The sequence below is a fragment of the Herpetosiphon sp. NSE202 genome, assembly GCF_042688385.1.
Taxonomy (GTDB): domain Bacteria; phylum Chloroflexota; class Chloroflexia; order Chloroflexales; family Herpetosiphonaceae; genus Herpetosiphon.
Window position 1 is genome coordinate 97,942 of record NZ_JBHUPY010000002.1, and the last position, 14,306, is coordinate 112,247.

The window sequence follows — 14,306 nt, forward strand, 5'->3', positions numbered from 1 at the left end:
TGGATTATGAGTGGTGTCCGAATTCGACGGTTGGCCAGCGCTGCCCGCCCACAAGGGATGGATTATGTGGTGCTGATGCCTGGGGCTAATTTACAGTATTTTACTGGCTTGAGCTTGCATTTAAGCGAGCGTTTGGCTTTGGCGTTAATTGCTGCCGATGCCCAGAGCATTCATATTGTGTTGCCAGCCTTAGAGCAACCACGCGCCTTGGCCGAATATAGCGGCGAGATTGCAGTGCGTTGGTTTCCATGGAGCGATGATGAAGGCCCGATGAATGCCTTGCGCAACGCTGCCGCTGGCTTGATTGGCCGCACGGTTGGCGTAGAATACACAACCATGCGGGTGCTGGAATTGCGCGCCTTAGAAGAAGTTGCCGGAATTCATAGCATTGATGCTAGCGCGGCGATTGCCAGCTTGCGCATGCAAAAAGGCAGCGACGAAATTGAGCTGATGCGCGAGGCCGTGCGCATTGTTGAAGCTGGGCTAAAAACCGCGATCGAGGCGATTCAGCCGGGCCGCACCGAACGCGAAATTGCCCGTATTTGGGAAGAAGCAATGCAGGCTGCTGGTGGCGAAGGCCCATCGTTTGCCACAATTGTAGCGAGTGGCCCAAATAGTGCTAATCCGCATCACACCACAGGCGAGCGCCAAATTCAAACTGGCGATCTGGTGATTCTCGATGGCGGGGCTTTGTATCGCGGCTATTGCTCGGATATTACGCGTACGGTGAGCGTTGGCGACCCAACAGAGCAACAACGCATGCTCTATGATACGGTTTTGGCTGCTAATCGCGCTGCCTGCGCTGGAGCCAAACCAGGCATGAGCGGTGCACAGGTCGATCGCTTGGCGCGCCAAGTGGTTGAAGATGCAGAATTAGGCCGCTACTTTATCCATCGTACTGGCCATGGCTTGGGTATGGAAATTCACGAACCGCCCTATATCGCCAGCACCAACACCGTGGCCTTGCCAATCGGCACGGTCTTTACAGTTGAGCCTGGCACCTATGTTGCCGGAATTGGCGGCGTGCGGATTGAAGATGATGTGCTGTTAACCGCCAATGGCGCAGAATGTTTGACCAACTTTCCACGGGAGCTGATTGTTAAATGATCGTGCTGGCACAAACTGTTGCCCAAGATCCACCGCTGTGGGTTATGATTCTGGCGCTTGGCGTGGGCAATCTGGTGGGGATTCTGGGTATTTGGTGGTGGCGGCGACGTTCTGCCACTAGAAAGTAGCATATGCAAAAACGACGTGTTTCATTATGGACATTAGTTTTATTGGTTATTGGTTCGTTGGCGCTGCATGTTTGGACAATTAGCACGCTATTTCAGGTGCGCTCAACTGCTAGCCAACAACTAAGCCAATTACAAACTGCGCTTGATGAAGCACGTCGTGAGCCATTGGTCTATCAAGTGCCGATTAATCAAACTGTGCCGATCAAGCTTGATGTGCCAATCAATCAATCGTTGAATATTCCCATCAATACCTCGGTGAAGATCAAAGATACCATCGATTTGCCAGTTGATACTGGCTTTGGCTCATTGACGATTCCCGTGCCAATTGATGTAACGATTCCTGTTTCGACCAATGTGCCGATTAGCTTCAACCAAACTGTGGCTATTTCGACCAGCGTGGCGGTCGATTTGAATGTGCCGATTACGATTGACCTTAACCAAGCCCCATTCAACGGCTATCTTGATCGCTTGCAAAAAGCGCTCGCTGATGTAGCCGAGCAACTGAAATAATGCTCTATCTGGCCTGCGCGGTCTATTGTAGTACCTTGGCGCTTGGTGCAAGCGTGCAATATTTGCACTTGCGCTTGGGGCGTTGGCGTTGGCTGCATCATGCGCTTTTTTTTGCCACATGGCTTAGCACTGGTGCAGCCATAGTTTGGGCTTGGTGGTATCAACTGGAACGCTGGTGGTTGGCAAGTTTAATCATCCCAATTCTGGCCTTATTTCCCTTGCGGCGCGCTAGCTCGCGTTGGCATCGCTGGCTAGGAATTAGCGGCTTAGGGGTTTGGGCCATGATTTTGGCCTTAGCCAGCGTTTAGTGCAAAATTCGCGATAAGAACAGTTTGGTGCGTTCTTGCTGTGGCGCACCAAAGACTTGCTCAGGTGTGCCTTGCTCAACAATCGTACCGCCATCCATAAAGACTACTTGATGCGCTGCTTTGCGCGCAAACCCCATTTCGTGCGACACCACCACCATTGTCATGCCTTCGCGGGCAAGGGTCAGCATCACATCGAGCACTTCGTTGATCATCTCTGGGTCGAGGGCCGAGGTCGGCTCATCAAACAGGATGACTTTGGGTTGCATCGCCAACGATCGGGCAATCGCAACGCGCTGTTGTTGGCCGCCAGAAAGCTTGGGTGGATATTTGTTGGCTTGCTCGGGGATGCCGACTTTTTCGAGCAAGCCACGGGCAACCTTTTCGCTTTCGCTGCGTGAGCTTTTGCGCACTTTTTGCTGCGCCAAGCAGATATTTTCCAATACCGTGAGATGCGGAAACAACTCGAAGCGCTGAAACACCATGCCCACTTCGGCGCGAATGGCATTCAACTCGCGTTCTTGCGGCTTGACGTGCTTGCCATCGATAATAATTTCGCCCGCGTCGGGCACTTCGAGGTGGTTGATACAGCGCAGTAAGGTCGATTTGCCCGAGCCAGAAGGCCCGACGATCATCAACACTTCGCCGCGATCAACCGTGAGGCTCACATCGTCTAAGGCGCGAAAATCGCCAAAAAACTTGCTAACATTGCTGATGCTGATCATTGGTTGGTTGGCAGTGGCAAGTTTAGTGGACATTGCTGCTCATCTTTCGTTGCAACCATTGCAGCAGCAATGACAGCACTAAAGTCATGGTCAAATAGAAGGCGGTCAAAATAAAATAGGTTTCTTCGTATTTAAACGACGAACTAACCGAAAGCCGTGAAACTTGGGTAATTTCGCGCACGCCCAGAACCGAAACCAACGACGAATCTTTGAGAATGGCGATTAAATCGTTGCCCAAGGCTGGCAGCACATTCCGAAAGGCCTGTGGTAAGATGACATAACGCATGGCTTGGGCATGGGTCAAACCCAATGATCGCGCAGCTTCCATCTGGCCGCGACTGATCGATTCGATGCCTGCGCGAAAAATTTCGGCAATATAGGCCGCGTAAATCAACACCAGCGCAATAATTGCCCGTGCAATCAGCGAGATTTTACTAGGATCAAGCCCCATACCTTTGGATAAGGCTGGCACAACCGCAAACGAGATTGTAAAGATCAGCACCAAAATCGGCACGCCACGAATAAATTCGATGTAGCCAATTGAGATGTTGCGTAGCAGAACATTGCGCGAAACCCGCCCCAGCCCCAGCAACAAACCCAAGATTAAGGCACAAATAAATGAAATACCTGTAACCATCAAGGTCGTGCCAAGTCCGGTCAGAATCGCTTCAAAGATGCTGGTGTATGCAGGGTCGCTGATAATTCGAAAGCCCATGTAGGCGATGATCATGCCAATTGCGACCAGCCACCAGGGAAATGTGCGCCAATTAAAGCGTTTGTTGGTTGGGGGTTGCAGCGAGGTTGAAGGCGGAAGGTCAGCAGCCATTCGGACTCCTTGTTGATCCAGAGGCGAGGATGGAATAACTCAGTGGTGCAGCTTGCGCCACACCACTGAAGCGTTAAAGTCGCTTATTCGGGCAATTTGAAATCGGCGCTGAAATATTTCTTTTCAAGCTCGGCCAATTTGCCGTTTTCGCGCAGCGTTTTGAGGGCTGCATTAACTGGCGCAACCAAATCGCTGTTTTTGGGGAAAATGAAGCCCAATTGATCGCTCTTGATTGGGTCGCCAACCAACTTCAATTGGTCGCTGTTGTTGCCAACATAGCCTTGGCCAGCGGTTTCGTCCATAATTACCGCGTCAACGTCGCCGTTAATCAAGGCAGCAACGGCAAATGGGAAGGTTTCAAACCCTTGGATGCGGGCTTCTGGCAATAAGCCTTTGGCGGTTTCATAGTTGCTGGTGCCAGTTTGGGTGCCTAAACGGAATTCGGTTTTGGCGAATTCATCCATGCTGGCGAAGCGGGTTTCGTCGCTGCGTACCAACAAGCGTTGGCTAATTTGAATATAGCCATCGGAGAAGGCCACTTGTTCGGCCCGTTCAGGGGTAATCGTAATCCCGTCGGCAGCAGCGTCGAATTGACCAGCGCTGACCGCTTGGATCATGCCTTCCCATGAAGCTTCTTTGTAAACTGGTTTACAGTTTAATTCGGCACAAATCGCATTCCACGCGTCGTAATCCCAGCCTTCGCCTTTGCCCGTTTGGGGATTGATGTAGTTGAATGGTGGGTACAAGTTTTCGACGGCGATGGTTACTTCGCGGCCAGCGAGGTCGATTTTGCCAGCTACGGGAGCCGTGGTTGAACCGGTGGTTGAGCCAGTTGTTGGCACCGTCGTTGGGGTTGCTGCTTCTGAGCCACACGCTCCCATCACGACCAACAGTAAGCTCAACAGAGCCACAAGATTGAGGCGTTTCATCTGCAAGTTCCTCCTGATATAGAGTTGGTATTATACTCTCAATGGCTGGCTTGGTTTACAAGTTTTAGGTCAAAAATGTTATTAATTAGGCTTTATGCAGTGAATGTAATTAACGCAGCGACGCAGAGTTAAAATAATCCTCTGCGCCGCTGCGTTAATGTTTATTGTTGTAAGAACTAATGGCTAGCAGCTGCTGCGCCTGCCCCATTGTCACCTCGACCAGACCATTTGCCCGGCCAACCAGGTAAGAATAAGCCAAGGAATAGCGCTAGCATTGCTACATAGAAGGTAAAGTGATAGGTTTTTTCGAAGCCAGCAACTTGTTCAGCACAAGCAGTTTGAATGCTACTGCGAACTTGGTTTTGCACCTCAGCTGGCGCTTGCGCCACGCCTGCTGGCAAATTGTTGGCCGGATCAACGCCTGGCGTTTCGCACAAGCCAAAGGCTGGCGTATGAATTCCGGCCTGAGCATTTTCAGCAGCTCGGGCTTGCGATTGTTCTTGAAATTCTTTGGTTGCAACCGAGGTTGTGCTCGCCAGAATCGTTGCCAACACTGCCACGCCAATCGATTGAATGACTTGGCGCGTGGCATTGATCAAGGCTGAGCCACGCGGTACTTTGGGCAACTCAACATCCGAAAGTGCTGTGACGAAGGTTGTTTGAACGGTCATACCCAGCGCCAAGCCCCGCAAGGCCAACAAGAACATAATCCAGCCAATTGAGGTATCTGCTTGAAGTTGAGAAAGTTGCCAGGTATTCAAAATCAAAATCGCATAGCCAGTGACGATCAACGGGCGGGGGCCAATTTTATCGTACAAGCGGCCAGCGGTCGGTGTGGCAAAACCAGCGGCTACGGCCAAGGGCAACAAGATAAAGCCAGTTTCTAAGGCAGTGCGGCCCCGCAACACTTGCAGATACAAGGGCAACAAAAACTCTGCGCCAAACAAGGCCAAGACGCTGACCCAGCCAACCAAATTGGCCATGGTAAAGGTCGGCTTCTTGAATAAGCGTAAATCAAGCAATGGCTCTTTGGCAACGAATAATTCGATTAAGCCAAACAAGAGCAAACTAATGCCACCGACGATAAACCACATTGTTACATTGCCCGAATCCCAGCCTTGTTCGGCGGCAATCGTGGCGGCGTAGAGCACTGAACCAAAACCAACGGTTGAGGTGATCAAGCCCAAAACGTCGAGTTTGGGTTTGCCCGTTGGCGGAGTTGGCTTGAGCCAGCGCACTGCCAAACTTACGCCCAGCACGCCAATTGGCACATTGATGAAAAAGATCCAGCGCCAGAGATCGTTATCAACTAACAAGCCACCTAAAATTGGCCCCAATGCTGGCCCGAGCACCATGGCAATCCCAAATACCCCAAGTGCTTTGCCGCGCTCGTTGGGCGGAAACGCGCCATAGATAAAGGCTGTACCAAGCGGAGTCGATAAACCACCGCCAAGCCCTTGAATTGCCCGCGCAATCACGAGGGTTTCAATCGTTGGCGCAACCCCACACAAAAACGAGCCAAGCACAAAGATCGAAAGCCCTATTACATAGGTGCGTTTGAGGCCAAAACGATCGGCCATGTAGCCCGAAATTGGCGTGCTAATCCCCAACATCAACACATAAATGCTCAAAATCCATTGAGCTTCGTTAATCGTGGCCCCGAGATCTTGCTGCACGGTGCGAAATGCCACGTTAACGACAGTCGTATCCAGAATCACCATGAAGATCCCGAATATTACCGAAATTAATACCTTCCATTTGTAGTCTAAGCCACCTTTTGGTGATTGCTCTGAATCTTGTGCTGTCGCTGCCATGAAATACCCTCGCAATTAGCCTGTCTAAATTCGTCCACATCAAAAAAACAGCAGTCTGTGGGTGCTTGCGACCATGCAAACTACTGCTGATAGATTGCAACTATTTGCTTAGTTAATCTAACTAAGCAAATGGTACGCCGAAAAATTTGTTTGTCAAGCCATAATATAAAGCATAGAACAAAGAGCATAGAGCTGGCATAACGATAAAGTTGGGTTATACTAAACAAAGAGCCTTATGCTTGTCCCACTCAACCAAAGCATAGTCAAGCCCAAAAATCTTCTTTAAAACCGCCGCAGCGCAAATCTGCAATGAGAGTGCCTAACGACTTTTTTTGTAACCATGGAGTTGTGGGCATGGAATTAGCATTTATCCTCACGGTTGAAGCCGTTAAGCAGCAACTGCAAGCTGGCAACGATCTGGTGTTGCTTGATGTGCGCACTGCCGCCGAATTTGAAAACCTGCATATTGCTGGCAGCCTGCATGTGCCGCTTGATCAGCTTGAACAGCAAGCTCAAGAGCTGAGCGCAACCCTCAAAGCCCCAGTTGTTTTAGTTTGCCGGAGTGGGCAGCGTTCGCAGCAAGCAGCAAATATCTTACAGCACATCGATTTGCCAAGTTTACATATTCTCGCTGGTGGCATTCAGGCGTGGCTGGCCGCTGGCGAAACGGTTACACGTGGTCGGCAACGCTGGGCGTTGGAGCGCCAAGTGTGCGGCGTAGCTGGCGGAATTGTCTTAGGAAGCATGCTTGGCAGCCTGGTTTGGCCGCGTTTGCGCTGGGTTGCCGCTGGGATCGGCGCAGGATTAACTTTTTCGGCGCTGACCGACACCTGTGCAATGGGTACGCTGCTGAGTAAATTGCCCTACAACCGCCTGCCAACTACTGCGCCGCAAGCTGTTGCCGAAACTGGTTTGCTTGAACACAATGGCTTGGTCAACGGTTGATGTTAATAATTGGCATTCCCTTATTCCACAAACCCCCTCGCCCACTGAATGCAGACGAGGGGCCGACTGTTTTTTGCCGATGAATTGCGCAAGCACTATGCGGTTAAAGCCCCTCGCCCAGCAGATGGGAGAGGGGTTGGGGTGAGGGGATTTTTCTTGCTAATCGCGTTTGCTGACTTGGGTTGGCATATTCATCAGGTAGCTAATCGTTACCAGATCGCCAGCTTGCGGATTGGCATACATCACTTCGCTGCCTAGCCGCGCTTTGATCAAACGCTCAGGTTGTTCATCGTGGGCAAACATCACATCATAAAAAACGCTGCCATGTAAGCTCACCGCTTGGACGCTATGAATGACCGCTGGGCGGGTTCCCGAAAGAATCATGAGTTACTCCACTAAGTTGAATCAAGGACGATTAATTATAACGAGTATTGCTTGGCTTAAGCCGAATATTTGGTTGCGGCTGGTGCATAAATTTATAGAGCGGGTGTTGGGCGGCGTGATAGCGCTCAAGCGCCGTCTGCACTGGCAACAGAAACATGCGATGTTCGCTTTGGCCTAATCTTGGGTGTCGATATACGCCCGCAGTGCCAACATCCTCAAACAGCAGCATGCGATAAAACGCTGCCAAGCGTTGGGTCGAAGAAATTACCAGATACTCATGGCCTTGTTGCAGGCTATACATCCATAAAGCTTTACATAAAAGTAATTTGACGGCCAATAATTCGCGACAATGACGAATCGTAAAGCGGGTTGCTTCAATAAACGAGCGTTGATGCAACTGGGGAATCGTAGCAATCGGCACAAATTGCTCAAGCTCAATTGGGCCATACCTACCATCAAGCAGCCGCAACGTGCCCACAATTCCGCGCTTGGCTAACTCGGCCACCAAAATTAAACTATGCTCAGCCAAATCGAGCGCATCCAGCGCTTGGGCGGGCGTAGCAAAGTACCCGTAGCCGCGATAGCGTAAATCCAACACCTGCTTGAATTCTGCAAATGAATGCAATGGGCGAATCTGAATCTGCGCACTGGTTGTCACAAGGCGGTGGCGATTGGCTAATTTAAGCTCGATCATGGCTATCCTCACAGCAACAATTAAACCACAGTAAAACCTATCAAGCCTCGCTATCTATAAGCTAGTGGGATTTTTTGTCTGAATTTAGCCTTGCACGGGAGCAATTTTGGCTGAATTGGCTTACCCATGGCTGAACTTCGCTATTGACATGCGCTGATTGGGCGAAAGTCTGCTAGCGATTGTCGTTTTGGCTTGGCGGTTATCCGTTATAATAAAGATACCCGCTTGATATTGTTCGGCGTGCGATTGCGAGGAAGCTCCGTGGTTGCTCCCCTATCCACTCTCGATGACCTAATTTTGCATTATGTCCGTGCCTTGGTAGCCTTACCAAGTGTTACTGGCGACGAACCGGCCTTAGAACACGCTGCGCCGCCAATTGCTGATCTTCTGCGTGGCCTTGGTTTTCAGGTTAGCGTTCACCCGACAGAAGGTGCGCCGATTATTTTAGCCCATCGGACTGGCAAAAGCGCGCAACGCTTGCTCTTTTTCAATCACTACGATGTGATGCCAACTGGCGTTTGGCGCGATTGGTTTCATGAACCATTTACGCTGGCTGAGCGCGAAGGCCTGTTGTACGGGCGTGGCGTTGCCAGCGATAAAGGCAATTTGGCGGCGCGGATTGCCGCAGTGGCTCATATTTTGGCCGAAACTGGCGAGCTGCCAGTTGGGATTACCTTTTTAATTGAAGGCGATGGCCTGAGTGGTAGCCCATCGTTGGCCAATTTGATTGCCGATCAAGCCAATAATTTAACTGCCGATTTAGTTATGGGCTATGGTGGCACGCTTGATCATATGCGCTTGCCCTATTTGTATGCTGGGGCGCGTGGGCGTTTGTTGGTGCGTTTACGCGCTGAGGGAGCCAAAATTCCGATTGGCGCAGATATGGCGACCAGCGTGCCAAATCCTGCGTGGCGCATTCTCTGGGCCGTTAATCGCATCAAAAACGATAGTGAAGAAGTGACAATCGATGGTTTTTACGATGCGGTTGTGCCACCTTCACGTGAAGCCAATAAGCTGACCCGTGGTTTGCAGCTTGATGAAGCAACGCGGCTCAAAGCATGGGGCATGGATCAATTCTTATTCGGCATGAGTGGTGCTGGCCTAGCCCGCGCCGAAACCTTCAATCCCACCTGTAATGTTGCCGAATTAACTGTTGATACTGGCCATAGCCCGCCGCCAACCATTCCAGCCAGTGCCGAAGTGCTGCTTGATTTTAGCCTTGTGCCCGAACAGCGGCCAACCGAAGTTGTGCGTTTGTTGCGCGAGCATTTAAATAGCGCTGATTTCCACGATGTGCATTTGGAAATTGTTAAAGGTGCTTACCCACCAGCTATGAATGCACTTAGCACGCCCCTATTAAATACCTTGGCAACCGCAGTTGAGCAAGTCTATGGCGCTACTCCGCAAGTTGTGCCGCTTGCGCCATTCTCAGTGCCTTTACATTTCTTTACCGCAGGCATGAATGTGCCAGCAGTCGCCATGGGCATTCAGCGCCCCGATAGCAATGTACGGGTGATTAATGAACACGTGGCTTTGGCCGACCTAACCTCGATGGCACGCTTGATCGAGTATTTGATCAATAATGTTGGCTAGCTTGGTACAGCGCGTGTTGGATTAAGTACGTCCCCTCACCCCCCAGCCCCCTCTCCCACGAAAATGCGGGCGAGGGGGAGCCACGGAACCAAAAGCCCCTCGCCCGCGTCACGGACGAGGGGTTGGGGCAAGGGAATCTCATTACCCGCCAAGTTGCCAACGTTCAAGGGTCGTTTGATCTAAGCGGCGCTTGAAATCGAGATAAACTGCATTCGACCAGCCAAAGCCTGGCAACGAGCCATATTTGCCACCTTCAACATCGCCTGCTGGATCAACCACGTTATATTTTTCCCACATGGTGTTGGTGCGCTCAAAAACTGTTTCGTTGAGCGAGCACCACGCTTGCATCACCTCGCGCGCTTCTTGTTGATAGCCATAGCGTAGCAAACCTTCAACCACAATCCATTGCAAGGGTGCCCAGCCATTCGGGCTAGCCCATTGATAGCTTGAATGGGTTTTGAGCGTCGTAACCAACCCACCAGTGCGCATAAATTGGGGCAGCCATTGTTCAACTACTTGCGCTGCTTGGTCTTCGCTTGCCCAACCAGCCCACAGTGCGTAAAAACCAGCCAACGAGGGGTTTTCCAAATCAGGCTCTTCGTTGAGATAATTGTAATCGTAGAAAAAGCCGCTGGCTGCATCCCAAAATACTTCCTGCATGGTCGCGGCGCGTTCGGCGGCGCGGGCTTGCCATTGCTCAGCCGCTGCTTGATCGCCGCGCAAATGGGCAGCTTGGGCAAAATCACATTCGCGCAGATACAAAATGCTATTCAAATCAACAGGCAAATGGCTCATCCACTGGCCATTGCAGCGGGTCGAATGATCCCAGCCGCTTTCACAACAGGCGAGGGTATCAAGATAATTAATATCAAAATAGCGCGACAAGCCGCGATGCACTTGGCGTTGATGCGGGTGGGCAGTTGCCAACCAAACACTAGCATGCTCTTGCTCTGCCAACGCCATCATGGTTTGCAGCCACGTCGCACAATCGGTATCGCCTGCTGCCACCTTCGTTTGGTAGGCCAGCCAAATCAATTGAGTGAAAAACGGTGGTTGGCTGCGCGAAAGAAAATAATAGCGGCTGGCGTTGGGAATCACTCCAAAGCGTTGGTAGAGATAGGCCATATTTTCAACCATGCCCACAATTGCCGCTTCGTAGCGTGTGCCACCCAAGCCCAAGGCAATAAAGAAACTATCCCAATAAAACATTTCTTGGAAGGTTGGGTCGTGGGTTGGCACCATAAACGTATGGGGCAAGCCAATTAAGGTTTTTTGATCTTCCGGCTGTTGACGAACAAGTTTGTCCCAATAAGTATCGATGTACTGCGTGATTGCAGGCTGTCGCATACGCTTCCTGTTCTTTTTGACTTCTACCGTGTGCTGTAGTATGATCGCGATGCCGCACGTACTACCGCGCTCCATTGTTCCGTTTGGGGCACGTTTGTATGTTAAGCTATGTTTGAACCACGACGTTCAACTAACCCTTAGGAGGACTCAACCATGGCTGCGCCCATTGACCGCGCACAAATTCTGGAGGCCTTGCGCACCGCCGATACGACGATTAGTTGTTATCTCGATCTTGAGTCGGGTAGTGTTATCAGCATTGATGACACGGCTTCCGACGCTGATACCGAAGCAAAGCGCAACGATATTATGGAAGGTTATGGCGAACGTTTTCGCTATATCTCAGGTGGTCAGACCGGCGCTGATGATGCTGCGGTTCAAGCATGGCTTGATGGCGAAGGCTTATAAACCTTTGCTGGCAAAGCCAATGACCCATCTATAACCCCAAATGCGTTTTCCAGTGCCTCGTGTTTCATTTGCGTGGATATGGCTGGAGCGATGGATACAAGAAGAACATAGAACGAGTTGGTTCTGTGTTCTTTGCTTTTTAGCTCCCGCAATGTGCTCCAATTTGCTCGCTATTTTTAGGAGATCTGTATGTTGAATAGTTATGCTGCCGCCGAAGCGTTGCTTGCTGAGTGGGTCCAAAGTGAAAGCCTGCGCAAACACTGCCTCGCGGTTTCTACCTCCATGCGTCATATGGCGCAACGTCAACAGGCTGATGCCGAGCTTTGGGCAACTGTTGGCCTGATTCACGACCTCGATTATGAGCGTTTTCCCAATGCTGCCCAATCTCCTACAGCCGAACATCCCTCCGAAGCAGTGCGGGTGCTCCGTGAACTCGGCTGGAGCGAGGAGATTTGTCGCGCTATTTTATCACATGCCGATTATTGCCATGTTGAGCGGATCACGCCTATGGAAAAAACCCTTTATGCGGTCGATGAACTCTCTGGTTTTGTCACTGCCGTGGCTTTGGTGCGGCCCGATAAAAGCGTACATAGCGTTGAAGTCAGCTCGGTCAAGAAGAAAATGAAGGATAAAGCCTTTGCCCGCGCCGTCAATCGCGAAGATATTCTGCGCGGCGCGCAAGAACTTGACGTACCGCTCGAAACCTTGATCGAGGAAGTGATTATGGCTCTGCGCGGCAATGCGGTCGCCCTGGGTTTGAATGGGATTTAACTTTCAACGTAACCGCGAAGAACGCGAAGAATCGCTAAATTGGAATCCTTAACTTCGTGTTGCTTCGTGCTCTTCGTGGTTACAAATGTTAAATCTTTGAACATCAATGAACATTGGATTGCAGTATACGCTTGTGTTTAAACCACGAAATAGCCCATTCTAATCGCTTAAACGCTCCGCTTAACCCACGAAATTCCTGCTATTTCTGGCACTATCCCTGCTAATCAACCTAAGTATCTGCTCAACGCTGTGCTGTATTTGCCTGCAATACTGCTGTATTGCTGCGTATTTTGCTGTGGATTGATAGTATTGATAGTAGTGCTGTGTTTTTAGAAGGATGGCAAATCATGCAAGAGTTACCGAATCGTCTGATGATTGTTTCTAATCGCCTGCCGATTACAATCGCTGAGCAACCCAATGGCACGCCGATGCTCAAACCTGCCTCTGGTGGTTTGGTCACTGCGCTTGACCCAATTTTGCGTCAAGCCCGCGGAACGTGGATCGGCTGGTCGGGAACCAATGATGCTGATCAGACGGTTGATCAATTGCTCGAAGATGCAACAAATTCAATTGGTTATCATATGCATGCGATTCACTTGAGCCAAGAAGAACAGGAAAAGTTTTATTTGGGCTTTTCCAACGAAATTATTTGGCCATTATTTCACGATTTACAATCACGCTGTAATTTCGACCCAAGTTATTGGACAACCTATGAGCAAGTTAATCGTAAATATGCTGAAACTATCGCCGAACATTATCGTGATGATACTTATATTTGGGTTCAAGATTATCAATTGATTAATGTAGCCTGTGAATTACGCCAACTTGGCATCGATGCCCATATTGGCTTCTTTTTACATATTCCCTTTCCGCATATCGATATTTTTCTCAAATTGCCATGGCGCGAGCAAATTCTCAATGGCTTGCTGGAATATGATTTACTTGGCTTCCAGACGAATCGCGATTTGAATAATTTTTTGATTTGTGTTGAAGCATTATTGCCCGATGCTGAGATTGATCGTTCTGGCGAATATCCATTAATTTTGCACGCCGATCGCAATCCAACCAAAGTTGGCTTTTTTCCAATTAGCATCGATCCGCACGAATTTCGCGCTGCTTCACACACCCAAGATGTTGATAGCTTGTATGGCCAAATTCGCGAATCGTTTCCAGCGCGTAAATTAATTCTTGGCGTTGATCGTTTGGATTATACCAAAGGCATTCCAGAACGCTTGCAAGCATTCAGTACCTTGCTCGAAACCTACCCTGAACTTCAGCAAGCAATTTCATTAACCCAAGTAGTGGTGCCAAGTCGCGAAGATATTAGCGAATATGCCGATTTGAAGCAAACAATTCAGCAATTGGTGAGCGAAATTAATGGCAAATATACCAAAATTGGCTGGGTTCCGATTCATTATATCTATCGTTCGTTGCCCCGTGAAGAATTATTAGCCTATTATCGCGCTGCTCATGCTGCATTAATCACGCCATTAAAGGATGGCATGAATCTTGTAGCAAAGGAATATGCGGTTTGCGGCCCCGATGATGGCGTGCTGATCCTTAGCGAATTTGCTGGCGCTGCAATGCAACTATCTGAACATTCATTGACGGTTAATCCATATGATCTTACCGGCACGGCCCAAGCAATTTATAATGCAGTCACAATGCCGCGTGCTGAACGAATGGAACACATTAGTAAATTACGTCATTCAATCAATCAATATGATATTTACTGGTGGGTTGATACCTTTTTGCAAGCAGCCAATGTTAAGCGTTCAGAGTCGGTTGAACAAGCCTCAGGTTTGGAAGCACGCTAGCTACTA

At 49.9% G+C, this 14,306-nt stretch carries 16 protein-coding genes; 9 read left to right on the forward strand and 7 right to left on the reverse strand.

Annotated elements, in window-relative coordinates; translation table 11 throughout:
* The first annotated feature begins 6 nt into the window (after positions 1 to 6).
* The 4 genes from ACFMKP_RS04880 to ACFMKP_RS04895 are packed head-to-tail and all read left to right on the forward strand — an operon-like array spanning position 7 to position 2,053.
* Complete coding sequence (locus ACFMKP_RS04880; protein WP_382289583.1) at positions 7 to 1,107, forward strand: M24 family metallopeptidase; 1,101 nt, start codon at positions 7 to 9, stop codon at positions 1,105 to 1,107.
* On the forward strand, positions 1,104 to 1,235 hold the full coding sequence (locus tag ACFMKP_RS04885; RefSeq protein ID WP_382289584.1) for a hypothetical protein: 132 nt from the start codon (positions 1,104 to 1,106) through the stop codon (positions 1,233 to 1,235). The genes ACFMKP_RS04880 and ACFMKP_RS04885 overlap by 4 nt, the downstream gene beginning before the upstream one ends.
* Positions 1,236 to 1,238: 3 nt before the next feature.
* Positions 1,239 to 1,745: a hypothetical protein gene (locus ACFMKP_RS04890; RefSeq protein ID WP_382289586.1), complete on the forward strand. Its 507-nt coding sequence runs from the start codon at positions 1,239 to 1,241 to the stop codon at positions 1,743 to 1,745.
* On the forward strand, positions 1,745 to 2,053 hold the full coding sequence (locus ACFMKP_RS04895; protein ID WP_382289588.1) for a hypothetical protein: 309 nt from the start codon (positions 1,745 to 1,747) through the stop codon (positions 2,051 to 2,053). Before ACFMKP_RS04890 ends, ACFMKP_RS04895 begins: the two co-directional genes overlap by 1 nt.
* Here the strand turns inward: ACFMKP_RS04895 and ACFMKP_RS04900 are convergent.
* The 4 genes from ACFMKP_RS04900 to ACFMKP_RS04915 form a co-directional block, all read right to left on the reverse strand.
* Positions 2,050 to 2,808: an amino acid ABC transporter ATP-binding protein gene (locus ACFMKP_RS04900; RefSeq protein ID WP_382289590.1), complete on the reverse strand. Its 759-nt coding sequence runs from the start codon at positions 2,806 to 2,808 to the stop codon at positions 2,050 to 2,052. The genes ACFMKP_RS04895 and ACFMKP_RS04900 overlap by 4 nt on opposite strands.
* Positions 2,798 to 3,601: an amino acid ABC transporter permease gene (locus tag ACFMKP_RS04905; RefSeq protein WP_382289592.1), complete on the reverse strand. Its 804-nt coding sequence runs from the start codon at positions 3,599 to 3,601 to the stop codon at positions 2,798 to 2,800. Before ACFMKP_RS04905 ends, ACFMKP_RS04900 begins: the two co-directional genes overlap by 11 nt.
* An 83-nt stretch (positions 3,602 to 3,684) precedes the next feature.
* Positions 3,685 to 4,530, reverse strand: coding sequence for a substrate-binding periplasmic protein (locus ACFMKP_RS04910; protein WP_382289594.1), 846 nt, complete (start codon positions 4,528 to 4,530; stop codon positions 3,685 to 3,687).
* Between the two features lie 176 nt (positions 4,531 to 4,706).
* Positions 4,707 to 6,344: a DHA2 family efflux MFS transporter permease subunit gene (locus ACFMKP_RS04915; protein ID WP_382289596.1), complete on the reverse strand. Its 1,638-nt coding sequence runs from the start codon at positions 6,342 to 6,344 to the stop codon at positions 4,707 to 4,709.
* 354 nt (positions 6,345 to 6,698) lie between these two features.
* On the opposite strand from ACFMKP_RS04915, the gene ACFMKP_RS04920 reads away from it, so the two are divergent.
* Entirely contained in the window at positions 6,699 to 7,289 is a 591-nt protein-coding gene (locus ACFMKP_RS04920; RefSeq protein WP_382289598.1) for a rhodanese-like domain-containing protein, read from the forward strand.
* 159 nt (positions 7,290 to 7,448) lie between these two features.
* Here ACFMKP_RS04920 and ACFMKP_RS04925 read toward each other — a convergent pair whose 3' ends face one another.
* Together ACFMKP_RS04925 and ACFMKP_RS04930 are read right to left on the reverse strand one after the other, a co-directional pair.
* Positions 7,449 to 7,673 carry a hypothetical protein gene (locus ACFMKP_RS04925; RefSeq protein WP_054533623.1) on the reverse strand — a complete coding sequence of 75 codons (225 nt, stop codon included), beginning with the start codon at positions 7,671 to 7,673 and terminating at the stop codon, positions 7,449 to 7,451.
* Between the two features lie 31 nt (positions 7,674 to 7,704).
* Positions 7,705 to 8,367: a hypothetical protein gene (locus tag ACFMKP_RS04930; RefSeq protein ID WP_382289599.1), complete on the reverse strand. Its 663-nt coding sequence runs from the start codon at positions 8,365 to 8,367 to the stop codon at positions 7,705 to 7,707.
* Between the two features lie 297 nt (positions 8,368 to 8,664).
* Between ACFMKP_RS04930 and ACFMKP_RS04935 the strand changes: the two genes are divergently transcribed.
* Complete coding sequence (locus ACFMKP_RS04935; RefSeq protein ID WP_382289601.1) at positions 8,665 to 9,960, forward strand: M20/M25/M40 family metallo-hydrolase; 1,296 nt, start codon at positions 8,665 to 8,667, stop codon at positions 9,958 to 9,960.
* A gap of 141 nt (positions 9,961 to 10,101) precedes the next feature.
* On the opposite strand, the gene ACFMKP_RS04940 is transcribed toward ACFMKP_RS04935, so the two are convergent.
* On the reverse strand, positions 10,102 to 11,307 hold the full coding sequence (locus ACFMKP_RS04940; protein WP_382289603.1) for a trehalase family glycosidase: 1,206 nt from the start codon (positions 11,305 to 11,307) through the stop codon (positions 10,102 to 10,104).
* Between the two features lie 153 nt (positions 11,308 to 11,460).
* On the opposite strand from ACFMKP_RS04940, the gene ACFMKP_RS04945 reads away from it, so the two are divergent.
* The 3 genes from ACFMKP_RS04945 to ACFMKP_RS04955 all read left to right on the forward strand — a co-directional run bounded on the left by ACFMKP_RS04945 (position 11,461) and on the right by ACFMKP_RS04955 (position 14,300).
* Complete coding sequence (locus ACFMKP_RS04945) at positions 11,461 to 11,712, forward strand: hypothetical protein (protein ID WP_054533626.1); 252 nt, start codon at positions 11,461 to 11,463, stop codon at positions 11,710 to 11,712.
* A 189-nt stretch (positions 11,713 to 11,901) separates the two neighbouring features.
* Positions 11,902 to 12,483 (forward strand): HDIG domain-containing metalloprotein, encoded by a 582-nt coding sequence (locus ACFMKP_RS04950; RefSeq protein WP_382289605.1) that lies wholly within the window; start codon positions 11,902 to 11,904, stop codon positions 12,481 to 12,483.
* A gap of 347 nt (positions 12,484 to 12,830) precedes the next feature.
* Positions 12,831 to 14,300 (forward strand): trehalose-6-phosphate synthase, encoded by a 1,470-nt coding sequence (locus ACFMKP_RS04955; protein ID WP_382289607.1) that lies wholly within the window; start codon positions 12,831 to 12,833, stop codon positions 14,298 to 14,300.
* Positions 14,301 to 14,306: the final 6 nt, after the last annotated feature.

What these genes read in the sequence shown, in the direction of transcription:
- ACFMKP_RS04890 (WP_382289586.1), top strand. Translation starts at nt 1,239, where the DNA reads ATGCAAAAACGACGTGTTTCATTATGGACATTAGTTTTATTGGTTATT.
- ACFMKP_RS04910 (WP_382289594.1), bottom strand. Translation starts at nt 4,530, where the DNA reads ATGAAACGCCTCAATCTTGTGGCTCTGTTGAGCTTACTGTTGGTCGTG.
- ACFMKP_RS04930 (WP_382289599.1), bottom strand. Translation starts at nt 8,367, where the DNA reads ATGATCGAGCTTAAATTAGCCAATCGCCACCGCCTTGTGACAACCAGT.
- ACFMKP_RS04950 (WP_382289605.1), top strand. Translation starts at nt 11,902, where the DNA reads ATGTTGAATAGTTATGCTGCCGCCGAAGCGTTGCTTGCTGAGTGGGTC.
- ACFMKP_RS04940 (WP_382289603.1), bottom strand. Translation starts at nt 11,307, where the DNA reads ATGCGACAGCCTGCAATCACGCAGTACATCGATACTTATTGGGACAAA.
- ACFMKP_RS04905 (WP_382289592.1), bottom strand. Translation starts at nt 3,601, where the DNA reads ATGGCTGCTGACCTTCCGCCTTCAACCTCGCTGCAACCCCCAACCAAC.
- ACFMKP_RS04915 (WP_382289596.1), bottom strand. Translation starts at nt 6,344, where the DNA reads ATGGCAGCGACAGCACAAGATTCAGAGCAATCACCAAAAGGTGGCTTA.
- ACFMKP_RS04945 (WP_054533626.1), top strand. Translation starts at nt 11,461, where the DNA reads ATGGCTGCGCCCATTGACCGCGCACAAATTCTGGAGGCCTTGCGCACC.
- ACFMKP_RS04925 (WP_054533623.1), bottom strand. Translation starts at nt 7,673, where the DNA reads ATGATTCTTTCGGGAACCCGCCCAGCGGTCATTCATAGCGTCCAAGCG.
- ACFMKP_RS04895 (WP_382289588.1), top strand. Translation starts at nt 1,745, where the DNA reads ATGCTCTATCTGGCCTGCGCGGTCTATTGTAGTACCTTGGCGCTTGGT.
- ACFMKP_RS04880 (WP_382289583.1), top strand. Translation starts at nt 7, where the DNA reads ATGAGTGGTGTCCGAATTCGACGGTTGGCCAGCGCTGCCCGCCCACAA.
- ACFMKP_RS04920 (WP_382289598.1), top strand. Translation starts at nt 6,699, where the DNA reads ATGGAATTAGCATTTATCCTCACGGTTGAAGCCGTTAAGCAGCAACTG.
- ACFMKP_RS04885 (WP_382289584.1), top strand. Translation starts at nt 1,104, where the DNA reads ATGATCGTGCTGGCACAAACTGTTGCCCAAGATCCACCGCTGTGGGTT.
- ACFMKP_RS04955 (WP_382289607.1), top strand. Translation starts at nt 12,831, where the DNA reads ATGCAAGAGTTACCGAATCGTCTGATGATTGTTTCTAATCGCCTGCCG.
- ACFMKP_RS04900 (WP_382289590.1), bottom strand. Translation starts at nt 2,808, where the DNA reads ATGTCCACTAAACTTGCCACTGCCAACCAACCAATGATCAGCATCAGC.